Below are 24789 nucleotides of genomic sequence, written 5' to 3'. Positions count from 1 at the left end.
GCTCCGTTCGGACCGCGTCGGCGCTGTTCGCGTCGGGAGGCGCTTTATAGGCGGGCAGACTTCACCACGCAACTCCTTTTTTCAGGCGTAATGCATTTTTCGGAAGGCCGCTCAAAAGGCGGCGTTGGGCAGTTCATCTTCGTGCCAAGTGCGACCATCGCGTTCGATCAGGGCGATGGCCTGAGACGGCCCCCAGGTTCCGGAGATGTAGGGTTTGGGCTGGTCGCGGCGGGACTTCCAGCCTTCCAGGATGGTTTCCGCCCAGGCCCAGGCGGCTTCGACCTCGTCACGGCGCATGAACAGCGTCGGGTTGCCGCGCACGACGTCCATCAGCAGCCGCTCATACGCGTCGGGGAAGCGGGAGCCAAAGGTTTCGGCGAAGCTGAGATTCAGCGGCGCCTGTCGCAGGCGCATGCCGCCGGGGCCGGGTTCCTTCGCCATCAGGTGCAAACGGATGCTCTCATCCGGCTGCAAACGGACGATCAGCCGGTTCGCTTGCAACTCGCCCGCCGATTGCGGGAAGATCGAGTGCGGAATGGGACGGAACTGGATGACGATTTCCGACATCTTGGCGGGCAGACGCTTGCCGGTGCGCAGATAGAACGGCACCCCGGCCCACCGCCAATTGGCGATTTCCAGCTTCAGGGCCACGAAGGTTTCCGTGCCGCTGCCCGCCGGAATGCCGGGTTCGTCGGCGTAAGCCGGAACCGCGCCGCCCGTGACCGCGCCCGCGCGGTACTGCCCGCGCACGGTGCAGGCCCCGACATCCTCAACCCCCATCGGCTTGAGGGAGCGCAGGACCTTGAGCTTTTCGTCGCGCACCGCCTCTTGCGCCAACGAGACCGGCGATTCCATGCCGACCAGACAGACGAGTTGCAGCAAATGGTTCTGCACCATGTCGCGCAGCGCGCCGGAATGGTCGTAATAATCGCCGCGCCCCTCGACGCCGACGGTTTCGGCGACGGTGATCTGGACATGGTCGATGTGGTTGGCGTTCCACAGCGGCTCGAACAGGGAGTTGGCGAAGCGCAGCGCCAACAGATTCTGCACCGTCTCCTTTCCCAGATAATGGTCGATGCGGTAGATCTGGGATTCGGCGAAGACCGCGCCGACCTGCGCGTTGATCGCGCGGGCCGAGTCCAGATCGCGGCCAATCGGTTTTTCCAGCACGACGCGCGCCGCCGGAGTCACCAGCCCGGCGCCCTTCAGCCGGTCGCAAATCGGCCCGAACAGGCTGGGAGAGGTCGCGAGGTAGAAGATCCGCACCGGCCCGTCCCCGCGCCCCGCGAAGCGTCCGGCCAGATCGCTCCAGCCCTCGCTCGACGTCGCGTCCACCGAGACGTAATCCAGGCGCGCGAGAAAACGTGCGATCAACTCCTCGTCCAACTCATCGGCGGCGACGTGGCGGCGCACCGCCGCGTCGGCCTTCGCCCGGTATTCCGCCGGATCAAGCGCGCTGCGCGAGACGGCGATGATCCGGCTGCCCGCCGCCACCTGCCCCGCCCGATCACGCAGATACAGGGCCGGAAGCAGCTTGCGCAGGGCCAGATCGCCGGTGCCGCCAAACACCGTGTAATCGAAGGCGGGCAACGGCGGCGCGGCGACAATGCGGGGATGCGACATCGGTCTTCTCAGCTTTCGGTGTTTTCGGTTGCGGCGGGTTGGGATGCCATCAGGCTCAACACGGCCTCGCGGGTCGGCATGGCCGGAATGGCCCCGCGCTGGGTGGTGGCCAACGCCCCCGCCCCATTGGCGAAGCGGCAGACATCGGCCAACGGCGCGTTCGGTCTGGTCAGCAAGCCTGACAGGAACCCGGCGACGAAGGCGTCCCCCGCCCCGGTGGTGTCCACCGGGCGCACGGAAAAGCCGGAAACGCGCACATGATCGGTTCTGGTCAAGCAGGTGCAGCCTTTCGCCCCGTGCGTCACCACCAACGCCTGTGCGGCATCGTGCCACAGCGTCCGCCCAGCAACAACGGCGTCGGTGGATCCAGTCAGAAATTCAAGCTCTTCGTCGCTCAGTTTAACGACGGTGGCGCGGGCGACTCCCTCGCGGATCGCGGCTCGGGCGGCGTCGGCGTCGGGCCACAGGTCAAGCCGCAGGTTGGCGTCGAAGGAGACCATGCGGCCCTGCGCCCGCGCGGCGTCCACCGCCGCCCAGGTCGCCGCGCGCGGCCCGTCGCCGATCAGCGCCAGAGAGCCAAAATGCAGCAAATCCGCCGCGCCGATGGCGGCCAGATCGAGATCCGCCGGAACCAGATTGCCCCACGGCTCGCCGTAAAACAGAAATTCGCGGTCGCCGTCTTCGGCCAGGGAGACGAAGGCCAACGGCGTGCGGTTCGCCGGATCCTGGCGGACCAGCGTCGCGTCAACCCCGGCGTCGATCAGCGATTGAATGAGAAAGCGGCCAAAGCCGTCCGCGCCGACCTTGGCGATCATGGCGCTGGGAACCCCCAGCCGCGCCAGACCAACGGCCACATTGGCCGGAGCGCCGCCCGGCGCTTTCTGGAAGGCGGGGGCCGTGGCCAGATCGGTGCCGGTCACGGTGGGCACGAAATCGATCAACACCTCGCCCATGCAGATCGCGCGGATCTGGCGGGCCGTCACCGTCTCCGGCAGCGTGGCGATGGACATGGCGATGCGGTCCTTGCAAAGAGGGTGTCGGAGAAAAAATTGCCTCCGCTCCGCCGTCGCCGACGGCGCGGAGGCAGTTCAGGAGAGAGAACGAACAGACGGCGCTACGCAGACAGACTTACTTCGACGTCCAGCCCTTGTACTGGCCGACGTTGTCGCGGGTGATGAGATCGGACGGGATCAGGGTGACGGGCTGGGCCGGGGCCTTGCCCTGCATCAACTGATAACCGACATCGACGGCCTTCTGGGCCATGGCGAAGGGATCCTGAGCCGAGGAGGCCTCGACCAGATTGCCCGGCTGCTTCAACGCCCCTTCGATGTCGGGCGCGCCGTCCACCGAGGTGATGATGATGCCGGTCCGCTTCAACTGCTTGGCGGCGAGGTCGGCGCCGATGGCCTGCGGGTCGTTGATGGTGAACACGGCGTCGACCTTGTCGAAGGCGGTCAGGTAGCCGATCATGACCTCAAGACCGCCTTCGCGCGACCCCTTGGCGTTCTGGTTGTCCGACAGGATCTTGATCCCGGCGCTCTTGCCCAGAACCGCCTTGCAGCCGTTGACGCGGTCAACCACCGCCGACACCGGCGGGCCGTTCATGATGATGACGTTGCCCTTGCCGCCCAGCTTGTCGGAAATATACTTGCAAGCCTTCTCGCCCGCCTCGACGTTGTTGGTGGTGACGGTGGCGGCGGCGCCCTTGGCGGCCACGTCCACGGCCACGGCGATGATGCCGGCGGCCTTCAGGCGGGCCATCGCCGGGGCGATCGCCTCGGGATCGGCGGCGTTGACCAGAACCATGTCGACGCCCGACGCGATGAAATTGTCGATCTGGGTCGATTGCTTGTTCAGGTCGTAATCGGCGGACACAGCCGTGACCTTGACGTTCGCGCCGCCCAGTTCCTTGGCCTTGGCCTCGGCGCCCTTGACGATCTGCACGAAGAACGGATTGCCGAGATTGCCGACGGTGACGCCGATGGACTTCAAGTCCTTGGCCATGGTCGGGGCGGCGGTGGCGAGCAGGGCGGCGGTGGCCAGCAGCAGGGATTTCTTCAACACGAGAGATTCCTCCAGTTCTTGAGCGCTTGGACGCGCGTTTTGACAGTGGTGTGCGGAAGCGTTCGGGCGTCTGACCCACCCCGCAGACCGGACGCCGTAGGCGGTCATGCGGGTGTTCGGTGAGGGGGCGCCGTCCATTTAGGTCCGGGCGCTGCCCTTGTTGCGGTAGCGGTCCAGCGCCACGGCGCCGACGATGACCAGCCCCTTGATGATGAGCTGCCAGATTTCGGTGACGTTCATCAGGATCAGACCGTTGGACAGGACCGCGATGATGAGCGCGCCGATCAGCGTGCCGAAGATGGTGCCGATGCCGCCGACGAAGCTGGTGCCGCCCAGGATGACCGCCGCGATGGCGTCCAGCTCATAGCCGGTGCCGAGCTGGGCGCCGTTGGCCGAATAGGTGCGGGCCGCCGACATCACCCCGCCCAGCGCCGCCAGAACGCCCGAGGCGCAATAGGCGAACATCAGCACCGCCCAGACCTTGATGCCCGACAGACGGGCCGCGTCCGGGTTGCCGCCGACGCCGTAGATGCGCACGCCCAGAACCGTCCGGCGCAGGATGAACCAGCTCAGCGCGATCACGGCGAGCGCGATCACCACCAGCCAGGGAACCCCGAACAGATACTCGTTGCCGATCCAGGCGAAAGGCAGGTCGGCGTTGAAAACCGTGGTGTCGTTGCCCAGCAACCGGGCCAGACCGCGCACCGCCGTCATCGCCCCCAGCGTGACGATGAAGGGCGGCAGACGGAAAAAGGCGATCAGGCTGCCGTTCAACGCGCCCAAAATCAGACCGCTCAGCAGGGCGAGCGGGATCGCCGCCCAGGCCAGCCCCGTGGTGGACAAGGCGACCGCCGTGACCGCCGACACCGCCAGGACCGCGCCCACCGCCAGATCGATGCCGCCGGTCAGGATGACGAAGGTCATGCCCGCGCCCAGCACGATGTTGATGGAGGCCTGTTGCGCCACGATGGCGATGTTGCGGGCGGTCAGAAACTTGCCGGTCGCCAGATCGAAGGCGACGCAGATCAAAATCAGGACCGGCAGCATGCCGACCACTTGCACGATGGCGCGGATCTTCTGGCGCCGGGCGGCGGCGGCGGCCTGGGCCGCGTCGTCGTTGGCGGCGTCCGCCGTCTTCAATTCGGTAGTTTTGATGGCCGACTTGGCGATCATGGTGGTGCCCTCCTTCCAGCGCCGGCTTGTTGATGACCGCCGGCCTTCCGTCAACCCTGCGGGCTGCGGTGTTCGTCGCGATGCGATGGTGTCTCGCCGCCCGCCGGGCTTTCCCGGCGGCGCGGGTCAGAGCGTGACGCCGGTGGCCAGCGCCATGAGGTTTTCCTGGTTGATGGCCGTGCCGCTGTCGCCGCCGACCTCGCCCATGATGTGGCCCTCGCGCATCACCAGGATGCGGTCGCAGATGCCGATCAGTTCGGGCAATTCGCTGGAGATCACCAGAACGCCGACGCCGTTGCGGGCGAGCTGATCGATGGTCCGGTAAATCTCGGCCTTGGCGCCGATGTCGATGCCGCGCGTCGGCTCGTCCAGGATCAGCACGCGGGGGCCGACCTCCAGCCAGCGCGACAGCAGCACCTTTTGCTGGTTGCCGCCCGACAGCGAGCCGACGTTGGTGGTCGGACGGTCCACCCGGATGCCCAGCCCCTTGATGGCGTCCAGGGCGCGTTGCTTGGCCCGGCTGCGGTCGAGAACGCCCGCGCCACGGGCGTCGCCGCCACAGACGTAAAAGTTGATGTTGTCCTGCACCGACATGTCGAGGAACAGGCCCTGCGCCTTCCGATCCTCGGTCAGATAGGCGAGACCGGCGGCGAGGGCGCCCGCCGGGGTGGGCCGCGTCAAGGCCACCCCGTCGATGCGCACCGCGCCGCCGACCAACGGGTCGGCGCCGTAAATCAGACGCGCCAACTCCGTGCGACCGGAGCCGACCAGACCGGCCAATCCCAAAACCTCGCCCGACCGCAGCGTCAGGCTGGCGGGATGGACGCGGCGGCCGCCGTCCGTCACACCCTCGACCTCCAACACCGGGCGACCCGGCGCTCGGCTGGTCTGGTGGTCATGCTTGTAAAAACCGGCCAGATCGCGGCCAACCATCATGCGGACCAGCCGTTCGGCGCTGATCTCGTGCTTTTCCAGCGTGCCGACGTAGGACCCGTCGCGCAGCACCGCCACCCGGTCGGACAGCGCGTAAATCTCGTCCATCCGGTGGCTGATGTAGATGATCGCCAGCCCTTCGCCGCGCAATTGCCGCATCAGGGCGAACAGACGGTCGGTTTCCCGCGCCGACAGGGTCGTCGTCGGCTCGTCCATCACCAGCAGCTTGGATTTGGTGTGCAGGGCGCGGGCGATCTCGACCATCTGCCGTTCGGCGATGGACAGGTCGCGCACCAGCGTCGCCGGGCCGAAGGTCGCCCCCAGCCGCTGCAACACGCCCCGGCAATCCTCGCGCATTCCGGCGCGGTCGATCACCCCATGGCGGGAGCGTTCACGACCGAAGAAGATGTTTTCCGCCACCGTCAGGTTGGGCAGCAGCGACAACTCTTGATAAATGATGGCGATGCCGTGGTCACGGGCGACCTGCGGATTCGTGACCTGCACTGGCGCGCCGTCGATCAGGATTTCGCCGCCGGGATCGGCCTGATAGGCCCCCGACAGCACCTTCATCAGGGTGCTTTTTCCCGCCCCGTTCTCTCCCATCAGCGCCAGGATTTCACCCGACCGCGCGTCCAGACGGACGTCGCGCAACGCCTTGGCGCCGGGAAACGTCTTGGAGATTCCACGCATTTCGAGGATCGGCGGGCGCACGTCCATCGTTGGCGCGCGCAAGGCGGTCGCACCCATGTTTCTCTCCCGATGACTGATCGTGGTGACGGGTTCGACGCCGGTCTATTGGTTGACCAGAATCTCCCGGCTTGGGCTGTAATTGAGATGCAGGGGCAGGATCGCCGCCCCCAACGCCGCCGCTTGCCGCCCGACCTGGCCGAGCCGCAGCGGCGGCGGTCGTCGGGCTTCCGGCACGGCGTCGCTCAGGCATGTGTTCAAACGCGCTTCCAGATCGCGCCGGACCTCCATCGGAAGATCGGCGTCGATGACGATGGCCTCGACGTCCAACAGGCAGGCCGCCGACAGCAGCGGCATCACCAAGGCGTCGGCGGCGTCGTCCAGCCATTCCCCGACCAGGGCCGGGTGCAGCGGGATCGCGCGCTCCAGCTCGCTGCGCATCGTGATGTCCACGCCGTTGCCGCGCAGATGGCGGATCAGCGAGTTGATTGAGGCCCGCGTCAGCAGAATGTCGCAACTGTGCGTCGGACGCGGCGCGGTGGACAGGCGCGACGGCCCGACCGGCATCAAGCCGATGTCGCCCGCATTGCCGGTCACGCCGCGATAGTAATCGCCGTTCATCACCAAACCGCCGCCGATGGCCGAGCCGATGAAGAGATAGACGAAGGTCTGAAGCTCCCGCCCGCAGCCGCGAAACATTTCGGCGACGGCGGCGGCGGTGCCGTCATTCTCGCGGAACACCGGCAGGCCGGTCGCCTCGCCCAATTGGGCGGCGATGTCCACGTCGTTCCACACCTTGTAATCCTCGACCCGGATGTCGAGTTCGCGCCGCCAGCTTCCCATGTCGTACGGGGTGGCGACGCCGATTCCAGCCATCCGCCCCTGCCCGTCCATCGGCAGCGCGGCGCGCATCGCTTTGATGTCGTTCAGCGCCAGCGCAAGGGATTCTTCGGGCATCGGAAAATCGCGCTCGTGATGGCGGCGCTCCACGACATGGCCGCGAAAATCGACCAGCAGCGTGTCGACCGACCGGCGTCCGACCTTCACCCCGATGGAGTAGGCCCCCTCCGGGTTCAGCGACAGCAGGGTGGCGGGTTGCCCACGAGCGCCCGACCGCTTGCCTTCGCTGCGGATCAAACCGCGCTCTTCCAATTCCTTGACGATCACGCCGGCGGTGTTGCTGGTCAGGCTGACTGACCGGGAGAGATCGGCCTTCGACGCCTGCCCCAAACGGCGCAAGGCGTTGAGGATCACACGCTCGTTGAACAGGCGCAGATTGACGGAGTTGCTGCCCTGGCCGTTGCCGGTCCCAGTGCTGAGCACGCTTCCCGCCGCGCTGTTCGTGTAAGAGACGTAGGACACCCCGGCACCCTCCCTGATCGTTCATCCGTGATGCGGCCACTGTAGCGGACCTTGCGGCCCCTGTGACCGGGTGAACGTCTTGACGACAATCTCCCACACGAACCATCCTCGGTCAATAAGTAATTCATGGTGATTTAATTTTCTGGAACTGCGCCAAGCCGCGCGCTAACGTCGCACTCATTGCTGAACGCCCCGGTCAACCGACTCAAAGGTTGCTGACGCAGGGGGTGGCGAACAACTTATGCCTAGGGAGATGACGCCATGTTGAAAGGGATCAACCCCTTGCTTGGCCCGGATCTGCTGAAAATTCTGCGCGCCATGGGCCATGGCGACGAAATCGCCGTGGTGGACGCCAACTACCCGGCGGACACCGACGCCAAGCGGTTGGTGCGGCTGGACGGGGCCGACGCTCCGGCCATCGTGGACGCCATTTTGTCGGTGATGCCGCTGGATGATTTCGTCGAACACAGCGCCTTCCGCCCCGGCATCAAGGACCAACCGGATCGGGTCGAGCCGGTGATGACCGAGTTGGCCGCCATGGTCGCCCGGCATGAGCCGTCCATTGCCCTGGTTCCCTTGCAGGGCGACGCCTTCTACGCCCGCGTCAAAACGGCTTACGCCCTCGTCGCCTCGGGCGAGCGGCGGCTGTACGGCAACATCGTGCTGCGCAAGGGGGTGGTTCGCCCGAACTGAGGCGCACACCAACGTCGCCAACCGCCCATCACGAGAGAGAAATCAGGCGCAGAGGTTTTTTGCGCCTATTTCTTGCGGCTCTCGATTTCATTGGTAGCATATCCCCATCGTCATTCAATTTGATGATCGGCACTCCCACGCCGCCGCAATCTTTGGAACAGGGGATGCACGATGGTGGTTGGCAGCGGACGCGACGCCTTTCTCGATTCGAAAACCTACCGGGACGAACAGGACTCCATCCGTCGGCATCGCGCCGAGTCCGGCGCGGAGGCTGAAACGGAACGCCCGCTGGTCGGGTTGGCCCTGTCGGGCGGCGGCATCCGCTCCGCCTCCTTCTGTCTCGGGGTCATCAAGGCGTTGCGCCGCAACGGGCGGGTTGGCGCGTTTGATTATCTCTCCACCGTGTCGGGCGGCGGTTACGCGGGATCGGCGCTGACCTGGCTCATCCGCCAGGGCAAGCTGGACCAGTTCGACGATTACCTCGCCCGTTTGCGCTCCCACGGCCATTACCTCGACCCTGGGCGGCGCCTGACCGCCACCGCGATGGCGGCGGTGGTTTTGCGCACCGTGCTCATCAATTTGCTGGTCTATGGCGGCCTGCTGACCGTCGGGCTGTATGCCCTGGAAATGCTCGCCACTTGTCTGCCCGGCGGCGTCGGGTTGACCGGCGCGCTGTGGGGGGCGGTCGCCATCGCGGCTTTCTTCGCGCTCGCCGCCCTGGTCTACGCCTTGGCCACCGGCGTCACCGCCGACGTCGTCGCCAAACGCCGCTACCTCTGGCGGCTGGGTTGGCAGCACTGGGGCGGGTTGGCGCTGGGCGGCGCGGTCGGCTTGATCGTCATCGGCCTGCTGCCCTCTTTGCGCGCCGCCGTGGACGTCCTTCTGGCCGACTACATCAGCCAGGATTTCGCCGGGGCCGGGCTGGGCGGCGTGTCGGTCGCCGTCAGTTGGCTGGTGTCGGTCGCCGCCAAGCTCAGCGGTTCGACGAAAGACGACTCCCAACCCTCGACCAACGCGCCGACGTCCCCGCTGATCGGCGCGCTGGCCCCCGTCGCCGCCGCGCTGGCCGTGGTCGGCGTTCTGCTCGTCGCCTATGATGTCTCGTTGAAACTGCCGCTGTGGGGGGCCTTGCTTCTGCTCGCCGTCGCGCTGCTGACCGGCTGGATCGCCGATCTCAACATGATGTCGCTGCACCGCATGTACCGAGACCGGCTGATGGAAGCCTTCCTGCCCAACGCCGACGCCGTCGCCGCCCAGGAATGGACCGCCGCGACCGAGGCGAACGGCGCGCCGTTGACCGGCTTCGACCAACGCCCGTTCCACCTGCTCAACACCAACGTCATCCTGATCGATTCGCCCAACACCCAGGTGCGCGGGCGCGGCGGCGACAATTACGTGCTGACGCCGATCCATTCCGGTTCGGCCTCCACCGGCTGGTTTCCCACCAGCGACATCATGGGCCGGGGCGGGCGCGACGGCTTGACGCTGGCCACCGCCGTGGCGATTTCCGGCGCGGCGGTCAACGCCCATGTCGGGCCGGGGGCGCAGCCCAGCATCCTGCGCAACGGCGCGGTGTCGTTCCTGCTGTCGCTGTTCGGCCTGCAACTGGGTTACTGGGTCAGCAACCCGGAAAAACCCATGACGAACGGCAATTATCTGGTTCCCGGCTTCCGGTCGCTGACCGGCGGCGGCTTCCACCGTTCGGCGTGGTTTCACATGCTGAGCGACGGCGGGCATTTTGACAACACCGGCCTGTATGAGCTGATTCGCCGACGGGTCCGCACCATCGTCGCCGTCGACGGCGCCGCCGACCCGACCTACCGATTCGCCGATCTGGCCGCCTTGATCGAAAAGGCGCGGGCTGATTTCGCCGCCGACATCAGCTTTCCCGGCGGGCCGGGCGGCAATCTGGCCGATCTGCGCCCCGAACGGCCATCGGTCAATTTCCCCGGCGTGAGCGTCGCGGAACGCGGCTGGATCGAGGGGGTGATCGCCTACCCCGACGGATCCAAAGGACGGCTTGTCTACATCAAGCTGACCATGGTGGACGCCCTGCCCGCCGACGTTTACGGCTACGCGGCGGGGAATTCCCCCTTCCCGAACCAGAGCACCGCCGACCAGTTCTTTGACGAATTCCAGTTGGAAAGCTACGTCACGCTGGGCGACGCGATCGCCCAAACCATCCACTGGCCGGATGCCCCCACGTCTTGAGCCAAAGACCGTGAACCAACGAAAAAGGGCGGTTCCAACCGGAACCGCCCTTTTGCTTTTTCAACGGCCCAGCAAGCCGAACACCGACGCGCCGGACTCCGCGCCGCTCACCGCGTTGCGGAACAGGCCGAACAGCTCGCGGCCACAGCCATGCCCAGCGTCCTCGCTGGCGGGCGGCGGCGCGCCCCGGCTGTCCCACTCCGCCGCGTCCACCAGCGCGTCGAGCGTCCCGGCCTCGGCGTCCAACCGCAACAGGTCGCCGTCGCGCACCCGGCCCAGCGGGCCGCCGCCCTTGACCTCCGGCGTCACATGGATGGCCGCCGGAACCTTGCCCGACGCGCCCGACATGCGCCCATCCGTCACCAACGCGACCTTGAACCCCTTGTCCTGAAGCACGCCCAAGGGCGGCGTCAGCTTGTGGAGTTCCGGCATCCCGTTGGCGCCCGGCCCCTGATAACGGACCACCACGACGACGTCGCGGTCCAGCTCCCCGGCGCGGAAGGCCGCCTGCACGCCCTCCTGGCTGTCGAAGACGCGGGCCGGAGCCTCGACCACGCGGTGTTCGGCCTTGACCGCCGACACCTTGATGACGCCGCGCCCGAGATTGCCGGTCAGCACCCGCAAGCCGCCCTCCGCCGCGAAGGGGGCGGCGACGGTGGCGACGACGCTCGGGTCGCCGCTCTGTTCAGTAGGCTGCGCGCGCCAGGACAGCGCGCCGCCGTCGCTCACCTCCGGCATGGCGCGGTAGGCCTCCAGGCCGCCATCGCCCCACACCGTCGCCACATCGGCGTGCAGCAGCCCGGCGTCCAACAATTGCCCGATGATGAAGGGCATGCCGCCCGCCGCGTGGAAGCGGTTCACGTCCGCCGAGCCGTTCGGGTAGACCCGCGCCAGCAGCGGCACCGCCGCCGACAGGTCGGAGAAATCCTCCCAATTCAACTGAATGCCCGCCGCCGCCGCGATGGCGGGGATGTGCAGGGTGTGGTTGGTCGAACCGCCGGTGGCCAGCAGGCCGACGATGCCGTTGACCATCGCGCGTTCGTCGACGATCCGCCCAATCGGCGCGCCGCCGCCGGGCTGGGTCATCGCCACGACCCGGCGCGCGGCCTCCTCGGTCAACGCCTCGCGCAGCGGGGTGTTGGGGTTGACGAAGCTGGCGCCGGGCAGATGCAGGCCCATGATCTCCATCAGCATCTGGTTGGTGTTGGCGGTGCCGTAGAATGTGCAGGTCCCGGGCGCGTGATAGGATTGCGATTCGGCTTCCAACAGTTCCTCGCGCCCGACCTTGCCCTGGGCGTAGAGCTGGCGGGCCTTGGCCTTGTCGGCGTTGGACAGGCCGGACGGCATCGGCCCGGCGGGCACGAAGATCGTCGGCAGATGACCGAAGGACAGCACGCCGATCATCAGACCGGGCACGATCTTGTCGCAAATGCCAAGGCACAGCGCGCCGTCGAAGGTGGCGTGCGACAGGGCGACGCCGGTGGCCAGCGCGATCACGTCGCGGCTGAACAGCGACAGCTCCATCCCCTCATAGCCTTGCGTCACGCCGTCGCACATGGCCGGAACACCGCCCGCCACCTGGGCGACGCCGCCCGCCTGGCGCACCGCCTCCTTGATGACCGCCGGATAGCGTTCATAGGGTTGGTGGGCGGACAGCATGTCGTTGAAGGCTGTGACGATGCCGATGGACGGCTTGACGCCGCCGCGCAGCCCCTCCTTGTCGGTGGCCGAGCAGGCGGCGAAGGCGTGGGCCAGATTGGCGCAGCCCAGCTTTTCGCGGCGCGGCGTGGCGCTCGCCGCCTCCAGACGGGCCAGATAGGCGCTGCGGCTGTCGCGGCTGCGCGCGGCGATCCGGTCGGTGACGCGGGCGACGACGGCGTTCAGAGTGGCGGAATGCAGGGGCTTGCTCATGCTGACGACTCAACCGCTGGAGGGGCCGCTGGAAGGGCGCGATGGTTCACAGGGCCAACCATACGCCCACTCCGCTCTTCTGTTAAGAAAAAAATTTTCACAAATTGGTGGATTTTGCCGAATTTCACGATGCTTTCTCGCCTTTGGTGAAAACCATCGCCATACTGCTGGCTCATCCACCCATCATCCGCTCGCCTCACACCGTCGGCCCCATGCCCCACCCGATCAACATCCTGGAAGACATCCGCCGTCTGCGGCCCACGCTGAAACGCTCCGAAGCGCAGGTGGCCGATCTGGTGCTGGACAACCCGCGCGCGGTGTTGGAGTTGAACGTCACCTCGCTGGCCCACCGGGCCGAGGTCAGCGAAGCCACGGTCGTCCGTTTTTGCCGCAGCGTCGGTTGCGGCGGCTTCCCCGATTTCAAGCTGCGGCTGGCCGAGTGCCAGGCGCGCGGCGGCACCCCCTATGTCAGCCAGGACGTGGCGCCCGACGACAGCGTCAGCGTCTTGGCGCGAAAAATTTTTTCATCGAGCGCCGCCGCCCTGACCGCCGCCGCCAACGCGCTGGACGATTCGGCGCTGGGCGACGCCATCGCCCGGCTGGCCGACGCCCCGCGCATCCTGTGCGTCGGGATCGGCGCGTCGGGGGCGCTGGCGCAGGACGCCGCCCACAAGCTGTTGCGTTTTGGCGCCAACGCGCAACCCTGCTCCGATCCGGTGCTGGCCCGGATGCTGCTGCTGAATTTGGGAACGGACGGCCTGCTGCTGGCCCTGTCCAACAGCGGGCGCAGCGGCGCCGTGAACGATCTGGCCGCCGCCGCCCGCGCGCAGGGCCTCGCCGTGGTCGCCATCACCGCGCCCGACTCGCCGCTGTCCCGGTTGGCGACGGTCACAATCGCCAGCCTGCCGGTGGAAGACACCGAAATGTACACGCCGATGGCCTCCCGGCTGGTGCATCTGACCCTGATCGACGTGCTGTCCACCGGGGTGGCCCTGCGGTTGGGCGACCCGGCCCGCCAGCATCTGGCCAAGGTCAAGGCGGCGATCAACGCCAGCCGCACCCGCTGAGCGACCCGCGACCCGACCGCCCGACCGTTTCACGCTTCGGTTGACGTATGCGTCGCACTGGACGCGCCGGACGGTCCGTGCGACAAATTCGTTGACACAACAGTCCGCACACCGCAGCGGTTGCCATGACCCGGATTTTGATCGCCGACGACCACCCGATGGTGCGTGACGCCCTGCGCAACGCCGTCCTCTATTCCTGCCAAGCCAGCAGCGTGCTGGAGGCGGACAGCCTGGACGCTGTGATCGCCGCGTTGCAGGGCGGGGCTGAGGATTTCGACCTTGTGCTGTTGGACGTCAACATGCCGGGCATGAACGGCTTGAACGGACTGCGCACGCTGCGCCAGCGCTTCCCCGCGACCCCCGTCGTCATGGTGTCGGCGCATGAGGAGCGGCGGATGGTGCGCGAGGCCATCGACAGCGGCGCGGCGGGCTTCATCCCCAAATCCACCCCGCGCGACGCCATCGCCGCCGCCCTGCGCCATGTGCTGAACGGCGAAATCTACCTGCCGCCGCAAAGCGAGGAGGCGTTGGCCGAGGAGGTCGCCGAAGACGCCGAAACCGCCGACATCGCCCGGCGCATCGCCACCCTGACCGCTCAGCAATTGCGGGTCTTGGAATTGCTGGGCACCGGCAAACTGAACAAGGAAATCGCCTTCGACCTCAGCATCACCGAAACCACGGTGAAGGCGCATGTTTCGGCGATCCTGCAAAAGCTGAAGGTCTACAGCCGCACCCAAGCGGTGGTCATCGCCAACCGCGTGCTGACCGACAAACGTTAAGCGAAGCGTTTGGCCCCGGCGACGCACAGAACGACCAATCCCGTCGCGGCGACCATCGTCCATGCGACGGGTTCGCCAAGCAGAAGCCCCGCCAGCGCCAGCCCAAAAAAGGGTTGCAGCAATTGCAACTGGCCGACCCCGGCGATGCCGCCCAGCGCCAGACCGCGATACCAGAAGACGAAACCAATCAGCATGCTGAAGACGGAGACATAGGCCAACCCGGCCCAGGCCGCGCGGTCCACCCCGCTCCAGGCAACGGGCAAGGTCGCTAGCGCCACCGCCGCCATGACCGGAAACGCCAGCGCCAACGCCCAGGAAATGACCTGCCAGCCGCCAAGCCGCCGCGACAGGGTCGCGCCTTCGGCGTAGCCAAGCCCGCACAGCGCAACCGCCAAAACCATCATAAGATCGCCGTCCAGCGACCCGTCGCCCGCCTGAAACAGGGCGAATCCGGCGACGCAGAGGCTTCCCAACCCTGAAAACAGCCAAAACATCGGCTTTGGCCGTTCGCCTCCGCGCAGCACGGCGAAAATGGCGGTTGCGAGCGGCAACAACCCAATGAAAACCACCGAATGGGCCGACGTCACGCGCTGAAGCGCCAGCGCGGTCAGCAGCGGGAAACCGACGACGACGCCCAGCGCCACCACCGCCAGCGACGCCAGATCGCCGCGCCCCGGACGGGTTTGCCGCAACGCCCACAGCAGGGCGGCCCCCAACAGAGCGGCGATCACCGCCCGCGCCGAGGTCAGGAACAGCGGATCGAACCCGCCGACCGCAAGCCGCGTGGCGGGCAGCGACCCGCTGAAAATGACCACGCCGCACAAGCCGCTCCACCACCCATCCGTCCGCGCCCGCATCCCATCATCCTTGGTTGGATTCATTCGACGCGGGGGATGCTAGCGTGAACGGCGCTGGCCCCGACAGCGACAGTCCCATACAATTTCACCAAACTGTATGGCTGACTGAAGCGATACGGATGACGGAGAGCCAAGCGATGGAGCAGCGGGCAAAGACACGGACGGGCGCGGTGATGGACGCGATCCGCCGAAAAATCGCCGGTCGCGCGCTGTCCCCAGGCGAAAAGCTGCCCTCGATCCGCCGCTTCGCCGACGTCATGGGCGTGTCGCCCTCGACCGTGGTGGAGGCCTATGACCGGCTGGCGGCGGACGGGGTGATCCGCGCCCGCCCCGGCTCCGGCTTTTTCGTGGCGGGCGGCGCGGCGCCGCTCGCGGTGGCGGCGGTCGAACCCCGGTTGGATCGGGCGATTGATCCCTTCTGGGTGTCCCGGCAATCGCTCGACGCCGGGGCCGGAATGCTCAAGCCCGGCTGCGGTTGGCTGCCCGCCGATTGGATGCCGCAGGCGGCGATCCGGCGCGCGCTGCGCCACCTTGCCCGCGCCGACGAGTCCGTGCTGGCGGATTATGGCGGCGCGCGCGGCTCCTTCGCTCTGCGTCGGTTGCTGGCCCGCCAATTCGCCGACGAAGGGCTGGCGGTCGGCCCCGATCAGATCCTGCTGACCTTGTCGGGAACCCAGGCCATCGACCTGATTTGCCGGTTCCTGCTGCGCCCCGGCGACACGGCGCTCGTCGATGATCCGGGTTATTTCAATTTTCAGGCCCTGTTGCGCGCCCATCAGGTCCGCATCGTCGGCGTGCCTTTCACCCCGACCGGGCCGGATCCCGCGCTGTTCGCGCAGGCGTTGGCGCAGCACCGCCCCCGCCTCTACATCACCAACTCCGCGCTGCACAACCCGACCGGGGCGACTCTGTCGCCGCAAACCGCCCACACGCTGCTGAACGCCGCTGCGGCCCACGACCTCGTCATCGTCGAAGACGACATCTTCGCCGGATTCGAGCCGACCCCGTCGCCACGATTGGCCGCCCTGGACGGGTTGTCGCGGGTCATTCGGATTGGCAGCTTCTCCAAAACCCTGTCGGCGTCGATCCGCTGCGGCTACGTCGCCGCAAGGCCGGATTGGCTGGAGGCGCTGGTCGATCTGCAAGTCGCCACCAATTTCGGCGGTCCAAGCCCGGTCGCCGCCGAAATCATCGTCGCGGCCTTGAGCGACGGCAGCTACCGCAAGCATCTGGACGGCCTGCACCGCCGGTTGGCGCGGGCGCGGCGCGAAGCGGCGGGCAAACTGGACATTCTTGGCGTGCGGCCCTGGCTGACGCCGCGCGGGGGCCCGCATCTGTGGTGCCGATTGCCCGATGGCCGCGACGCGGCGGCGGTGGCGCGGGCGGCGCTGCGCGACTCGCTCATCCTGGCGCCGGGCAACGTCTTCAGCGTCTCCCAATCGGCGAGCGGCTTCATGCGCTTCAACGTCGCGCAAATGGAAAACCCGCGCGTTTACGAGACGCTGGCCCGCATCCTGGCCACTCCGCCCGTCGCCGACAAAGCGGGCGATCACGCCAGCAGATTGACCGCGCCCGCTCCGGCGTCGGGTTGAGGAACCGCCTGCGCGGCGACCGCGCCGGACAGCGCGTCGCTGACGCCGCCGACGTCGGTCGCCTCCGGCCCCTGCCCGCTCGTGTTGTCGGCGCCGCCCAGCAAGGACGCGACGGTGACGCTGGAACCGAAGGCGGCCTGGCGCAAATTGTTGACCTCCTTTTGCGCCGCGTCGATCATTCTCTCATCGACCTTGAACTCTTCCCGCTTCTCCTTCCGCCGCTTTTCGGATTCCTCCTGCTCGTTGGCGATTTTTGCGTCGCTCAACGCGCGCTTGGCGACGCGCAACACCTTTTCGACCCGCTGCCCGAAGGCGTCGGCCTCCTTGTAGCGGGACATTTTCAGGTCATTGTCGGTCATCAGGCTCTGCATCGCCGCGTGCGCGCTGTCCCGCCGATTGCCGGGAATCAGACCGTCGCCGCCACGCAAGCCGGACAACGCGCCATCCACCAAACGCGCCAACTCCGGCGGCAAATCATCATCCTTCGCATCCGACGCCCCTGCTTTCTCGTCGTCCGCCCCGCTCGGCGCCGCCTCGCCCATTGGGGCGTCCATTGCCATTGGGGCGTCCATTGGGGCGTCCAGGCTCGGGAACGCCGCCTGCGTCGGTTCCGGCTGGACCATCGTCGGCTGTTCGGGGGTGGTCGCCGCGTTGTCGCCCGCCGTCGTCGTCACCTTCAGGGAAAAAGACAGCGCCGTGTGCTGAACGGTCAGCGTGGTCACAGTGGTGGTGCGGGTGATTTCCGTCGTCCCAATGGCGCCCGCCCCGCCGGGCAAGCCCATCTCCGCCGCCGCCGCGACGCCGCTGGCGTACTCCTTGGCCGCCCGCCCGGCCTCGCGCGCCAGCAAAGCGGCCTCGCGCGCCAATTGCGCCAGCTTGTTGCGGTCGCCCTGGGCGAACCGCATCATCCGTTTCAGATCTTCGATCTTGCGTTCGACCTGTTCCAACTTCTGTTCGGCGGAAGCCTTGGGGCCGCCGATCCGACGCGCCTCCTCCAACGCCGCCTGCGCGGTGGCGTGGTCGCTCTGCTGCTTGGGCGACAATTGAAAGGACTGCGCCGCCTTCGACGCCTTTTCAGCCAATTGGCCCAGCGCGTCCTTCGCCCCAATCTCTTTTTCCCAGGGCTTTTTGGCCTGCTGCATGCGGAACATGCCGCTTTGCGCATCCGACAGAACGCTGAAAACACCGCTCATGCCCGCCGCCCCCCGGTTGGATTGGCAACAAACCTAAACGGGAAAGTTTAAAAGAATCTCAAAGTCTCTGCACGTCTGCGTGCAAAACGGCGCGGCGCCACCCTCAGGCTGCGGCGGATCGTCGCGCCCGACCATCGCCGGGGCTGTTCCGCCGCATGGCGGCGCTGTATAACTGAGCGAAGCTGTCGGGGATTCCCGCCCGCAGTTTTTCTTGACAAGCAGCCCCTGGAAACCGCCTAATCAGGACCAATTTAGTCCTGTATTCCGAAGCCCGCACGCCGCGTGCGGGCGGATCGGCAACCGGGGTTCCGCGTCCATGATCCGGCTGAGCAAGCTGACCGATTACGCCATCGTCGTGTTGAGCGAGATGGCCCGCCATGTCGGCGCGGTCCACACCGTCACCCTGTTGGCGGAGCGCACCGGCGTGCCCGCGCCCACGGTGGCCAAGCTGATGAAGGCGCTGACCCCCGCCGGGCTGACCACGTCGCAACGCGGCGCCGCCGGTGGTTATGCGCTGAGCCGACCCGCCGACGCAATCTCAATCGCGGAGATCATCACCGCGCTCGACGGCCCCATCGCGCTGACCGCCTGCGTCGACGGCGCCGACAGCCAATGCGGCGTCGAACGGCTCTGCCCGATGCGCGGCGGTTGGGAAAAGGTCAACAACGCCATCCGTGGCGCGCTGGAGCAGGTGACGCTGGCGGACATGATGACGCCGGTTCTGTTTCCGCTTCCCGCCACCCCGTCCGTTGCGGCCCCCGCCCCGCAACCGGCGCTCCAACCGATTTCTTGAGAAGGACGAGGCACGCCATGGCCGCCCAACCGGAAACCATCGATCAAGTCCGCGCCGTCACCGAGCAGAAATACAAGTACGGCTTCACGACCGACATCGAATCCGACGTTGCGCCCAAGGGGCTGAACGAGGACATCGTTCGCTTCATCTCCGCCAAGAAGAACGAGCCGGAGTGGCTTTTGGAATGGCGTCTGCGCGCCTTCCGCGTCTGGCAGACGATGGAGGAGCCGCAATGGGCCGCCGTGAGCTTCCCGCCGATTGATTACCAGGACGCGCATTACTACGCCGCGCCCAAGCAAAAGGTCGGGCCGAAGTCGCTGGACGAGGTCGATCCTGAATTGCTGGCGACCTACGCCAAGCTCGGCATTCCGTTGCGCGAGCAGGAAATCCTGGCGGGCGTCGAAGGGTCGGAGGGCAAAAGCCCGTCCATCGCGGTGGACGCGGTGTTCGACAGCGTGTCGGTCGCCACCACCTTCAAGGCCAAGCTGGAAGAAATGGGCATCATCTTCTGCGCCATTTCCGAAGCGGTGCAAAAGCACCCGGATCTGGTGAAGAAATATCTGGGATCCGTCGTTCCCTACACCGACAATTTCTACGCGACGCTGAATTGCGCGGTCTTCACCGACGGCAGCTTCGTCTACATCCCCAAGGGCGTCCGCTGCCCGATGGAGCTTTCCACCTATTTCCGCATCAATCAGGCCAACACCGGCCAGTTTGAACGCACGCTCATCATCGCCGACGCGGGATCCTACGTCAGCTATCTGGAAGGCTGCACGGCGCCCCAGCGCGACGAAAACCAGCTCCACGCCGCCGTGGTCGAGTTGGTGGCGCTGGACGACGCGACCATCAAATACTCCACCGTGCAGAACTGGTATCCCGGCAACGCCGAAGGCGTCGGCGGCATCTACAATTTCGTGACCAAGCGCGGCGCCTGCCGGGGCAAGAACTCCAAGATCTCCTGGACCCAGGTGGAAACCGGGTCGGCGATCACCTGGAAATACCCGAGCTGCATCCTGCAAGGCGACAATTCGGTCGGCGAATTCTATTCCGTCGCCATCACCAACAACCGCCAGCAGGCCGACACCGGCACCAAGATGATCCACATCGGCAAGAACACCCGCTCGACCATCGTGTCGAAGGGGATTTCGGCGGGCAAGGCGCAGCAGACCTATCGCGGGCTGGTCAAGATCCTGCCCAAGGCCGAGGGCGCGCGCAACCACACCCAGTGCGACAGCCTGCTGATCGGCGACGCCTGCGGCGCGCACACCGTGCCCTACATCGAAAGCCGCAACCGCTCCGCCCGCGTCGAGCATGAGGCGACGACGGCCAAAATCAGCGACGACCAGCTTTTCTACTGCCGCCAGCGCGGCATTTCCCAAGAAGACGCCGTGTCCTTGATCGTCAACGGCTTCTGCAAGGAGGTCCTGAAGGAACTCCCCATGGAATTCGCGGTCGAGGCCCAAAAGCTGGTCGGCATCAGCCTGGAAGGCAGCGTCGGGTAAACGGGGAAGACGGAAACAAAAAGGTGAGGACAGGATGGAGAAGAATTTTTTCGTCTACATCCTGGCGAGCCGAACGAAAGGAACCTTGTACGTTGGCGTCACCTCAAACTTGCCGCGCCGCATGATGGAGCACCGAGACGGCATCGTTCCAGGCTTCACAGACCGTTATGGCGTTAAACGTCTGGTCTATGTTGAACCTTACGACACCGCTGAAAGCGCCATCACGCGTGAGAAGCGATTGAAGAGGCGGAATCGGGACTGGAAGATTCGGTTGATTGAGGAACACAACCCTGATTGGTCGGATCTGTATGAACGACTGAACGCATAACCAAGCCGTCATCCCCGCGAAGGCGGGGATCCAGACGATGCGAGACGAACCTTATGGGACAGTCTGGATCCCCGCCTTCGCGGGGATGACGGTTGCTTCAAAGGGCATAGCGAACAGACGGAAAAGGCGGTCGCATCCGGGCAAGCGTGGCGACGGCGTGAGAAAAGGACAGAGCGCATCATGATCGAAATCAAGAATCTGCACGCCAAAGTGGACGGCAAGGACATCCTGAAGGGCGTCGATCTGACGATCCGCCCCGGCGAGGTTCACGCCATCATGGGGCCGAACGGCGCCGGCAAAAGCACCCTGTCCTATGTGCTGGCCGGGCGCGAGGGGTATGAGGTGACGGACGGCTCCGTGACCTATTACGGCAAGGATCTGCTGGCGCTGGAGCCGGAAGAGCGCGCCGCCGAGGGCGTGTTCCTGGCCTTCCAATACCCGGTTGAAATCCCCGGCGTCGCCAACACGACCTTTCTGAAAACGGCGATCAACGCCACGCGCAAGCATCGCGGCGAGAAGGAACTCGACGCCATGCAGTTCCTGAAGCTTCTGCGGGAAAAGACCAAGGCGCTGGGCATGTCGGACGACATGCTGAAGCGCGCGGTCAACGTCGGCTTTTCCGGCGGCGAGAAGAAGCGGAACGAGACGCTGCAAATGGCCATCCTCGAACCGAAATTCGCCATTCTCGACGAGACCGACAGCGGCCTGGACATCGACGCCCTGAAGATCGTGGCGGAGGGCGTCAACGCCCTGCGCTCGCCGGAGCGTTCGATGCTGGTCATCACCCATTACCAGCGCCTGCTCGACTACATCGTTCCCGATTTCGTCCATGTGCTGGCGGCGGGACGGATCGTGAAGTCCGGCGGCAAGGAACTGGCGTTGGAACTGGAAAAGAACGGCTACCGCGATTTCGGCGTGGACGAGGCGGCGTGATGACGACGACCGGCTACTCAACGCGCGGGGCCGATCCCACGACCGCCCCCGCCTTCCTCGCCCCGCTCGACGGACAGTCCGCCGCGATCCTGCCTGTGGTGGCGGAACTGCGCGCCCAGGGCCGCGCCCGCTTCGCGGCGGTCGGCCTGCCGACCATCAAGAACGAGGCGTGGCGCTACACCAACCTCCGCGATCTGGCCAAGCTGACCGTGACGACGGCGAGCGGCGACGCCCCGATTGACCGCCTGCCGACCGTGCGCGCCGACGGCCAGAGCGGCCCGCGTCTGGTCTTCGTCGATGGCCGTTTCCGCGCCGACCTCTCGACGGCCGACAGGCTGCCCGACGGAGTTCTGCTGACCGACTTCGCCAGCGCCTGCCAAAGCCACAGCGGCCTGATCGCCGACCATCTGGGACGGCTGGCCAGCGCCGAGGACCGCCCGCTGGTCGCCCTGAACAGCGCCGACCTGACCGATGGCGCGGTTCTCCGCGTCGCCGCCGGCGTCAGCGTGGACGCGCCCATCGAGCTGGTCTTCGTCTCGGTCGGGCGCGACGGCGCGACCACCGCCAGCCACCCCCGCGCGCTGATCGTGCTGGAGGCCGGGGCGCGCGCCGTGCTGGTCGAGCATCACGTCAGCCAGGGCGGCAACGCGACGCTGAGCAACCACGTCGCCGAAATCACCGTGGGAGAGGGCGCGACGCTTCATCACTGCAAGGCCCAGCGGGAAAACGCCGCCAGCTTCCACCTGTCCCACATCGCGGCCAGCGTCGCGGCGGGCGGCTGCTACGACAATTTCATCCTGACCATCGGCGCGCGCCTGTCGCGCAACGAGGTGGTCAGCGCGCTGAACGGCGGCGACGCCCGGACCCATGTCAGCGGCGGCTATATGGTGCGCGGCAACCAGCACGCCGACATCTCGACCATCATCGACCACGCCCAGCCCAACGGCACCAGCCGCGAGATCTACAAGGGCGTGATCGACGACAGCGCGCGCGCCGCCTTCCAGGGCAAGATCATCGTCCGCCCGCAGGCCCAGAAGACCGACGGCCACCAGTTGAACCGCGCGCTGCTGCTGTCCGACAGCGCCGAGATCGACGCCAAGCCGGAGTTGGAAATCCACGCCGACGACGTCAAATGCAGCCATGGCTGCACGGCGGGCGAGCTGGACGACGCGGCGCTGTTCTATCTGCGCGCGCGCGGCATCGACAAGGAGACAGCGCGCGGTCTGCTGATCGGCGCCTTCCTGTCCGATGTTCTGGACGAAATCGCCGAAGCCCCCATCCGTGAAGCCTTCCAGGGCTTCGTCGCCGGTTGGTTGGAGGAACAACGCTGATGCCCGACGCCGACGCCATCCTGTCCCCAGCTTTCGACGTCCTGCGCATCCGCGAGGATTTCCCGATCCTCGCCCGCAGCGTCCACGCCAGGAAGGGAAAGCCCGGAAAGCCGCTGGTCTATCTCGACAGCGGCGCCTCGGCCCAGAAACCGCGCCAAGTCATCCAGGCGATGACCCGCTTTCTGGAAGAGGATTACTCCAACATCCATCGCGGCGTGCATTTCCTGTCGCAGACCGCCACCGACCAGTTCGAGGCGGCGCGGGCCAAGGTGGCGCGCTTCATCAACGCCCCCAGCGAGCGCTGCGTCGTCTTCACCCGCAGCTCGACCGAGGCGATCAACCTCGTGGCGGCCAGCTATGGTCGGACCTTCCTGACCGAAGGCGACGAGGTGATCCTGTCGATCATGGAGCATCACGCCAACATCGTTCCGTGGCAGTTGCTCCAGGCCGAAAAGAAGATCGTCATCAAGGTGGTCCCCTGCGACGACGACGGGGTTCTCGACCTCGACGCCTACAAGGATCTGCTGTCCGACCGCACGAAGCTGGTGGCGATCACCCATTGCTCCAACGTGCTGGGCACCGTCACCCCCGCCAAGACCATCGCGGCGCTGGCCCATGAGCGCGGCGTGCCGGTGCTGTTCGACGGCAGCCAAGCGGTGGTGCATGGCCCGGTGGACGTGCAGGAGATCGACGCCGATTTCTACGTCTTCACCGCCCACAAGCTCTATGGCCCGACCGGGCTTGGCGTGCTCTACGGCAAATACGACATCCTGAAGCGGATGCCGCCCTACCAGGGCGGCGGCGACATGATCGAATCCGTCAGCTTCGCGGGCACAACCTTCAAGGCTCCGCCATCACGCTTCGAGGCGGGAACCCCGCCGATCACCGAGGTGATCGGGCTGGGGGCCGCCATCGACTACATCGAATCGCTGGGCCGCGACGCCATCGCCGCGCATGAGCACGACCTGTTGCAATACGCCACCCAGCAGCTTTCCCAGGTCGCCGGTTTGCGGATCATCGGCACCGCGCCGGGCAAGGGGCCGATCATCTCCTTCGCGCTGAACGGCGTGCACCCGCACGACGTCGGCACCATCGTCGATCAATATGGCGTGGCCGTGCGGGTTGGCCGCCATTGCGCCGAACCGCTGGCCGAACGGTTCGATGTGGGGCCGACCGTCCGCGCCTCCTTCGGTCTGTACAACACCCGGGCGGAGGCCGACGCGCTCGTCGAATCCCTCCTCGCGGTCAAGGAGTTCTTCGGAGCATGATGGACGATCTGCGCGAGCTGTATCAGGAAGTGATCCTGGATCACGGCAAGAATCCCCGCAATTTCCGCCATCCCGACGACTCCAACCGTCAGGCCAAGGGCGAAAACCCGATGTGCGGCGACCGTTTCATGGTCTATCTGACCGTGAAGGACGGGGTGGTCGAGGATGTGGCCTTTCAGGGGCGCGGCTGCGCCATTTCCACCGCCAGCGCGTCGATGATGACGGAGTTGGTGCGCGGCAAAACGGCGGCGGAGGCCGAAACCCTGTTCCAGACCTTCCATGATTTGTGCACCAAGGACGACGAGGATCACGCCGACCATGGTCCGGTGGACGAAGAGACCATGGAAAAGCTGATGGTCATGTCCGGCGTCCGGCAATTTCCGGTGCGGGTGAAATGCGCCACGCTTGCGTGGCACGCCATGAACGCGGCCCTGCATGGTCAGGATTCCGCCTCCAGCGACAGCTTTTGACGAGAGAAGGGGTGACTGA

The 24789-nt window shown here is 66.4% G+C and carries 21 protein-coding genes; 12 read left to right on the top strand and 9 right to left on the bottom strand.

The genetic code is table 11. The annotated features are described in order from the left end of the window. Nucleotides 1-111 precede the first annotated feature (111 nt). The 6 genes from zwf to ACODS4_RS22425 form a co-directional block, all read right to left on the bottom strand. Nucleotides 112-1623 (bottom strand): glucose-6-phosphate dehydrogenase, encoded by a 1512-nt coding sequence (gene zwf / locus ACODS4_RS22450; protein ID WP_488867732.1) that lies wholly within the window; start codon nucleotides 1621-1623, stop codon nucleotides 112-114. 8 nt (nucleotides 1624-1631) lie between these two features. Then, nucleotides 1632-2633: a PfkB family carbohydrate kinase gene (locus ACODS4_RS22445; protein WP_488867730.1), complete on the bottom strand. Its 1002-nt coding sequence runs from the start codon at nucleotides 2631-2633 to the stop codon at nucleotides 1632-1634. A gap of 118 nt (nucleotides 2634-2751) precedes the next feature. Beyond that, nucleotides 2752-3687, bottom strand: a complete 936-nt coding sequence (locus tag ACODS4_RS22440) for an ABC transporter substrate-binding protein (protein ID WP_199721014.1) — start codon at nucleotides 3685-3687, stop codon at nucleotides 2752-2754. 138 nt (nucleotides 3688-3825) lie between these two features. Then, on the bottom strand, nucleotides 3826-4860 hold the full coding sequence (locus ACODS4_RS22435; RefSeq protein ID WP_488867728.1) for an ABC transporter permease subunit: 1035 nt from the start codon (nucleotides 4858-4860) through the stop codon (nucleotides 3826-3828). A 126-nt stretch (nucleotides 4861-4986) separates the two neighbouring features. Beyond that, nucleotides 4987-6540 (bottom strand): sugar ABC transporter ATP-binding protein, encoded by a 1554-nt coding sequence (locus ACODS4_RS22430; protein WP_488867726.1) that lies wholly within the window; start codon nucleotides 6538-6540, stop codon nucleotides 4987-4989. A 45-nt stretch (nucleotides 6541-6585) separates the two neighbouring features. Further along, on the bottom strand, nucleotides 6586-7842 hold the full coding sequence (locus tag ACODS4_RS22425) for an ROK family transcriptional regulator (RefSeq protein WP_488867724.1): 1257 nt from the start codon (nucleotides 7840-7842) through the stop codon (nucleotides 6586-6588). Between the two features lie 261 nt (nucleotides 7843-8103). Here ACODS4_RS22425 and ACODS4_RS22420 point away from each other — a divergent pair, with 261 nt between their 5' ends. Both ACODS4_RS22420 and ACODS4_RS22415 read left to right on the top strand, forming a co-directional pair. Continuing rightward, entirely contained in the window at nucleotides 8104-8535 is a 432-nt protein-coding gene (locus ACODS4_RS22420; RefSeq protein ID WP_488867722.1) for an RbsD/FucU family protein, read from the top strand. A 171-nt stretch (nucleotides 8536-8706) separates the two neighbouring features. Then, on the top strand, nucleotides 8707-10746 hold the full coding sequence (locus tag ACODS4_RS22415) for a hypothetical protein (protein WP_488867720.1): 2040 nt from the start codon (nucleotides 8707-8709) through the stop codon (nucleotides 10744-10746). Nucleotides 10747-10806: 60 nt separating this feature from the next. On the opposite strand, the gene edd is transcribed toward ACODS4_RS22415, so the two are convergent. After that, complete coding sequence (gene edd / locus ACODS4_RS22410; protein WP_488867718.1) at nucleotides 10807-12657, bottom strand: phosphogluconate dehydratase; 1851 nt, start codon at nucleotides 12655-12657, stop codon at nucleotides 10807-10809. 212 nt (nucleotides 12658-12869) lie between these two features. Between edd and ACODS4_RS22405 the strand changes: the two genes are divergently transcribed. Both ACODS4_RS22405 and ACODS4_RS22400 read left to right on the top strand, forming a co-directional pair. Then, nucleotides 12870-13724: an SIS domain-containing protein gene (locus ACODS4_RS22405; RefSeq protein ID WP_488867716.1), complete on the top strand. Its 855-nt coding sequence runs from the start codon at nucleotides 12870-12872 to the stop codon at nucleotides 13722-13724. A 125-nt stretch (nucleotides 13725-13849) separates the two neighbouring features. Beyond that, nucleotides 13850-14503 carry a response regulator transcription factor gene (locus tag ACODS4_RS22400; RefSeq protein WP_488867714.1) on the top strand — a complete coding sequence of 218 codons (654 nt, stop codon included), beginning with the start codon at nucleotides 13850-13852 and terminating at the stop codon, nucleotides 14501-14503. Here the strand turns inward: ACODS4_RS22400 and ACODS4_RS22395 are convergent. Next, nucleotides 14500-15360 carry a DMT family transporter gene (locus ACODS4_RS22395; RefSeq protein WP_488867712.1) on the bottom strand — a complete coding sequence of 287 codons (861 nt, stop codon included), beginning with the start codon at nucleotides 15358-15360 and terminating at the stop codon, nucleotides 14500-14502. The genes ACODS4_RS22400 and ACODS4_RS22395 overlap by 4 nt on opposite strands. A 119-nt stretch (nucleotides 15361-15479) precedes the next feature. On the opposite strand from ACODS4_RS22395, the gene ACODS4_RS22390 reads away from it, so the two are divergent. Beyond that, a complete protein-coding gene (locus ACODS4_RS22390) occupies nucleotides 15480-16952 on the top strand; it encodes an aminotransferase-like domain-containing protein (protein ID WP_488867710.1) in 1473 nt (490 codons plus the stop codon). Here ACODS4_RS22390 and ACODS4_RS22385 read toward each other — a convergent pair. After that, nucleotides 16910-18145, bottom strand: a complete 1236-nt coding sequence (locus ACODS4_RS22385; RefSeq protein WP_488867708.1) for a hypothetical protein — start codon at nucleotides 18143-18145, stop codon at nucleotides 16910-16912. The two genes, ACODS4_RS22390 and ACODS4_RS22385, sit on opposite strands and share 43 nt — an antisense overlap. Nucleotides 18146-18461: 316 nt before the next feature. On the opposite strand from ACODS4_RS22385, the gene ACODS4_RS22380 reads away from it, so the two are divergent. The 7 genes from ACODS4_RS22380 (at nucleotide 18462) to sufU (ending at nucleotide 24770) form a co-directional block, all read left to right on the top strand. Then, a complete protein-coding gene (locus ACODS4_RS22380) occupies nucleotides 18462-18938 on the top strand; it encodes an SUF system Fe-S cluster assembly regulator (protein WP_298375654.1) in 477 nt (158 codons plus the stop codon). Nucleotides 18939-18955: 17 nt separating this feature from the next. Then, the gene (gene sufB, locus ACODS4_RS22375; protein WP_488867706.1) at nucleotides 18956-20440 is read left to right on the top strand and encodes a Fe-S cluster assembly protein SufB; all 1485 of its coding nucleotides are present in this window, start codon (nucleotides 18956-18958) and stop codon (nucleotides 20438-20440) included. A 34-nt stretch (nucleotides 20441-20474) separates the two neighbouring features. Next, the gene (locus tag ACODS4_RS22370) at nucleotides 20475-20768 is read left to right on the top strand and encodes a GIY-YIG nuclease family protein (RefSeq protein WP_488867704.1); all 294 of its coding nucleotides are present in this window, start codon (nucleotides 20475-20477) and stop codon (nucleotides 20766-20768) included. Between the two features lie 180 nt (nucleotides 20769-20948). Beyond that, on the top strand, nucleotides 20949-21701 hold the full coding sequence (gene sufC, locus ACODS4_RS22365; protein WP_488867702.1) for a Fe-S cluster assembly ATPase SufC: 753 nt from the start codon (nucleotides 20949-20951) through the stop codon (nucleotides 21699-21701). Next, nucleotides 21701-23032, top strand: a complete 1332-nt coding sequence (sufD, locus tag ACODS4_RS22360; RefSeq protein WP_488867738.1) for a Fe-S cluster assembly protein SufD — start codon at nucleotides 21701-21703, stop codon at nucleotides 23030-23032. Before sufC ends, sufD begins: the two co-directional genes overlap by 1 nt. After that, nucleotides 23032-24300, top strand: a complete 1269-nt coding sequence (locus ACODS4_RS22355) for a cysteine desulfurase (RefSeq protein WP_488867700.1) — start codon at nucleotides 23032-23034, stop codon at nucleotides 24298-24300. Before sufD ends, ACODS4_RS22355 begins: the two co-directional genes overlap by 1 nt. After that, nucleotides 24297-24770, top strand: a complete 474-nt coding sequence (sufU, locus tag ACODS4_RS22350) for a Fe-S cluster assembly sulfur transfer protein SufU (protein WP_488867698.1) — start codon at nucleotides 24297-24299, stop codon at nucleotides 24768-24770. The genes ACODS4_RS22355 and sufU overlap by 4 nt, the downstream gene beginning before the upstream one ends. The last annotated feature ends 19 nt before the right edge of the window (nucleotides 24771-24789 follow it).

The organism is Azospirillum sp. FG154, from assembly GCF_057809575.1.
This window is presented reverse-complemented; position numbering and strand designations above follow the sequence as displayed.

Coding starts and splice junctions, on each gene's coding strand:
- ACODS4_RS22390 (WP_488867710.1), top strand. CDS start 15,480: ATGACGGAGAGCCAAGCGATGGAGCAGCGGGCAAAGACACGGACGGGC.
- ACODS4_RS22400 (WP_488867714.1), top strand. CDS start 13,850: ATGACCCGGATTTTGATCGCCGACGACCACCCGATGGTGCGTGACGCC.
- ACODS4_RS22370 (WP_488867704.1), top strand. CDS start 20,475: ATGGAGAAGAATTTTTTCGTCTACATCCTGGCGAGCCGAACGAAAGGA.
- ACODS4_RS22420 (WP_488867722.1), top strand. CDS start 8,104: ATGTTGAAAGGGATCAACCCCTTGCTTGGCCCGGATCTGCTGAAAATT.
- sufC (WP_488867702.1), top strand. CDS start 20,949: ATGATCGAAATCAAGAATCTGCACGCCAAAGTGGACGGCAAGGACATC.
- sufD (WP_488867738.1), top strand. CDS start 21,701: ATGACGACGACCGGCTACTCAACGCGCGGGGCCGATCCCACGACCGCC.
- edd (WP_488867718.1), bottom strand. CDS start 12,657: ATGAGCAAGCCCCTGCATTCCGCCACTCTGAACGCCGTCGTCGCCCGC.
- sufU (WP_488867698.1), top strand. CDS start 24,297: ATGATGGACGATCTGCGCGAGCTGTATCAGGAAGTGATCCTGGATCAC.
- sufB (WP_488867706.1), top strand. CDS start 18,956: ATGGCCGCCCAACCGGAAACCATCGATCAAGTCCGCGCCGTCACCGAG.
- ACODS4_RS22445 (WP_488867730.1), bottom strand. CDS start 2,633: ATGTCCATCGCCACGCTGCCGGAGACGGTGACGGCCCGCCAGATCCGC.
- ACODS4_RS22405 (WP_488867716.1), top strand. CDS start 12,870: ATGCCCCACCCGATCAACATCCTGGAAGACATCCGCCGTCTGCGGCCC.
- ACODS4_RS22395 (WP_488867712.1), bottom strand. CDS start 15,360: ATGCGGGCGCGGACGGATGGGTGGTGGAGCGGCTTGTGCGGCGTGGTC.
- zwf (WP_488867732.1), bottom strand. CDS start 1,623: ATGTCGCATCCCCGCATTGTCGCCGCGCCGCCGTTGCCCGCCTTCGAT.
- ACODS4_RS22385 (WP_488867708.1), bottom strand. CDS start 18,145: ATGAGCGGTGTTTTCAGCGTTCTGTCGGATGCGCAAAGCGGCATGTTC.
- ACODS4_RS22435 (WP_488867728.1), bottom strand. CDS start 4,860: ATGATCGCCAAGTCGGCCATCAAAACTACCGAATTGAAGACGGCGGAC.
- ACODS4_RS22355 (WP_488867700.1), top strand. CDS start 23,032: ATGCCCGACGCCGACGCCATCCTGTCCCCAGCTTTCGACGTCCTGCGC.
- ACODS4_RS22430 (WP_488867726.1), bottom strand. CDS start 6,540: ATGGGTGCGACCGCCTTGCGCGCGCCAACGATGGACGTGCGCCCGCCG.
- ACODS4_RS22380 (WP_298375654.1), top strand. CDS start 18,462: ATGATCCGGCTGAGCAAGCTGACCGATTACGCCATCGTCGTGTTGAGC.
- ACODS4_RS22415 (WP_488867720.1), top strand. CDS start 8,707: ATGGTGGTTGGCAGCGGACGCGACGCCTTTCTCGATTCGAAAACCTAC.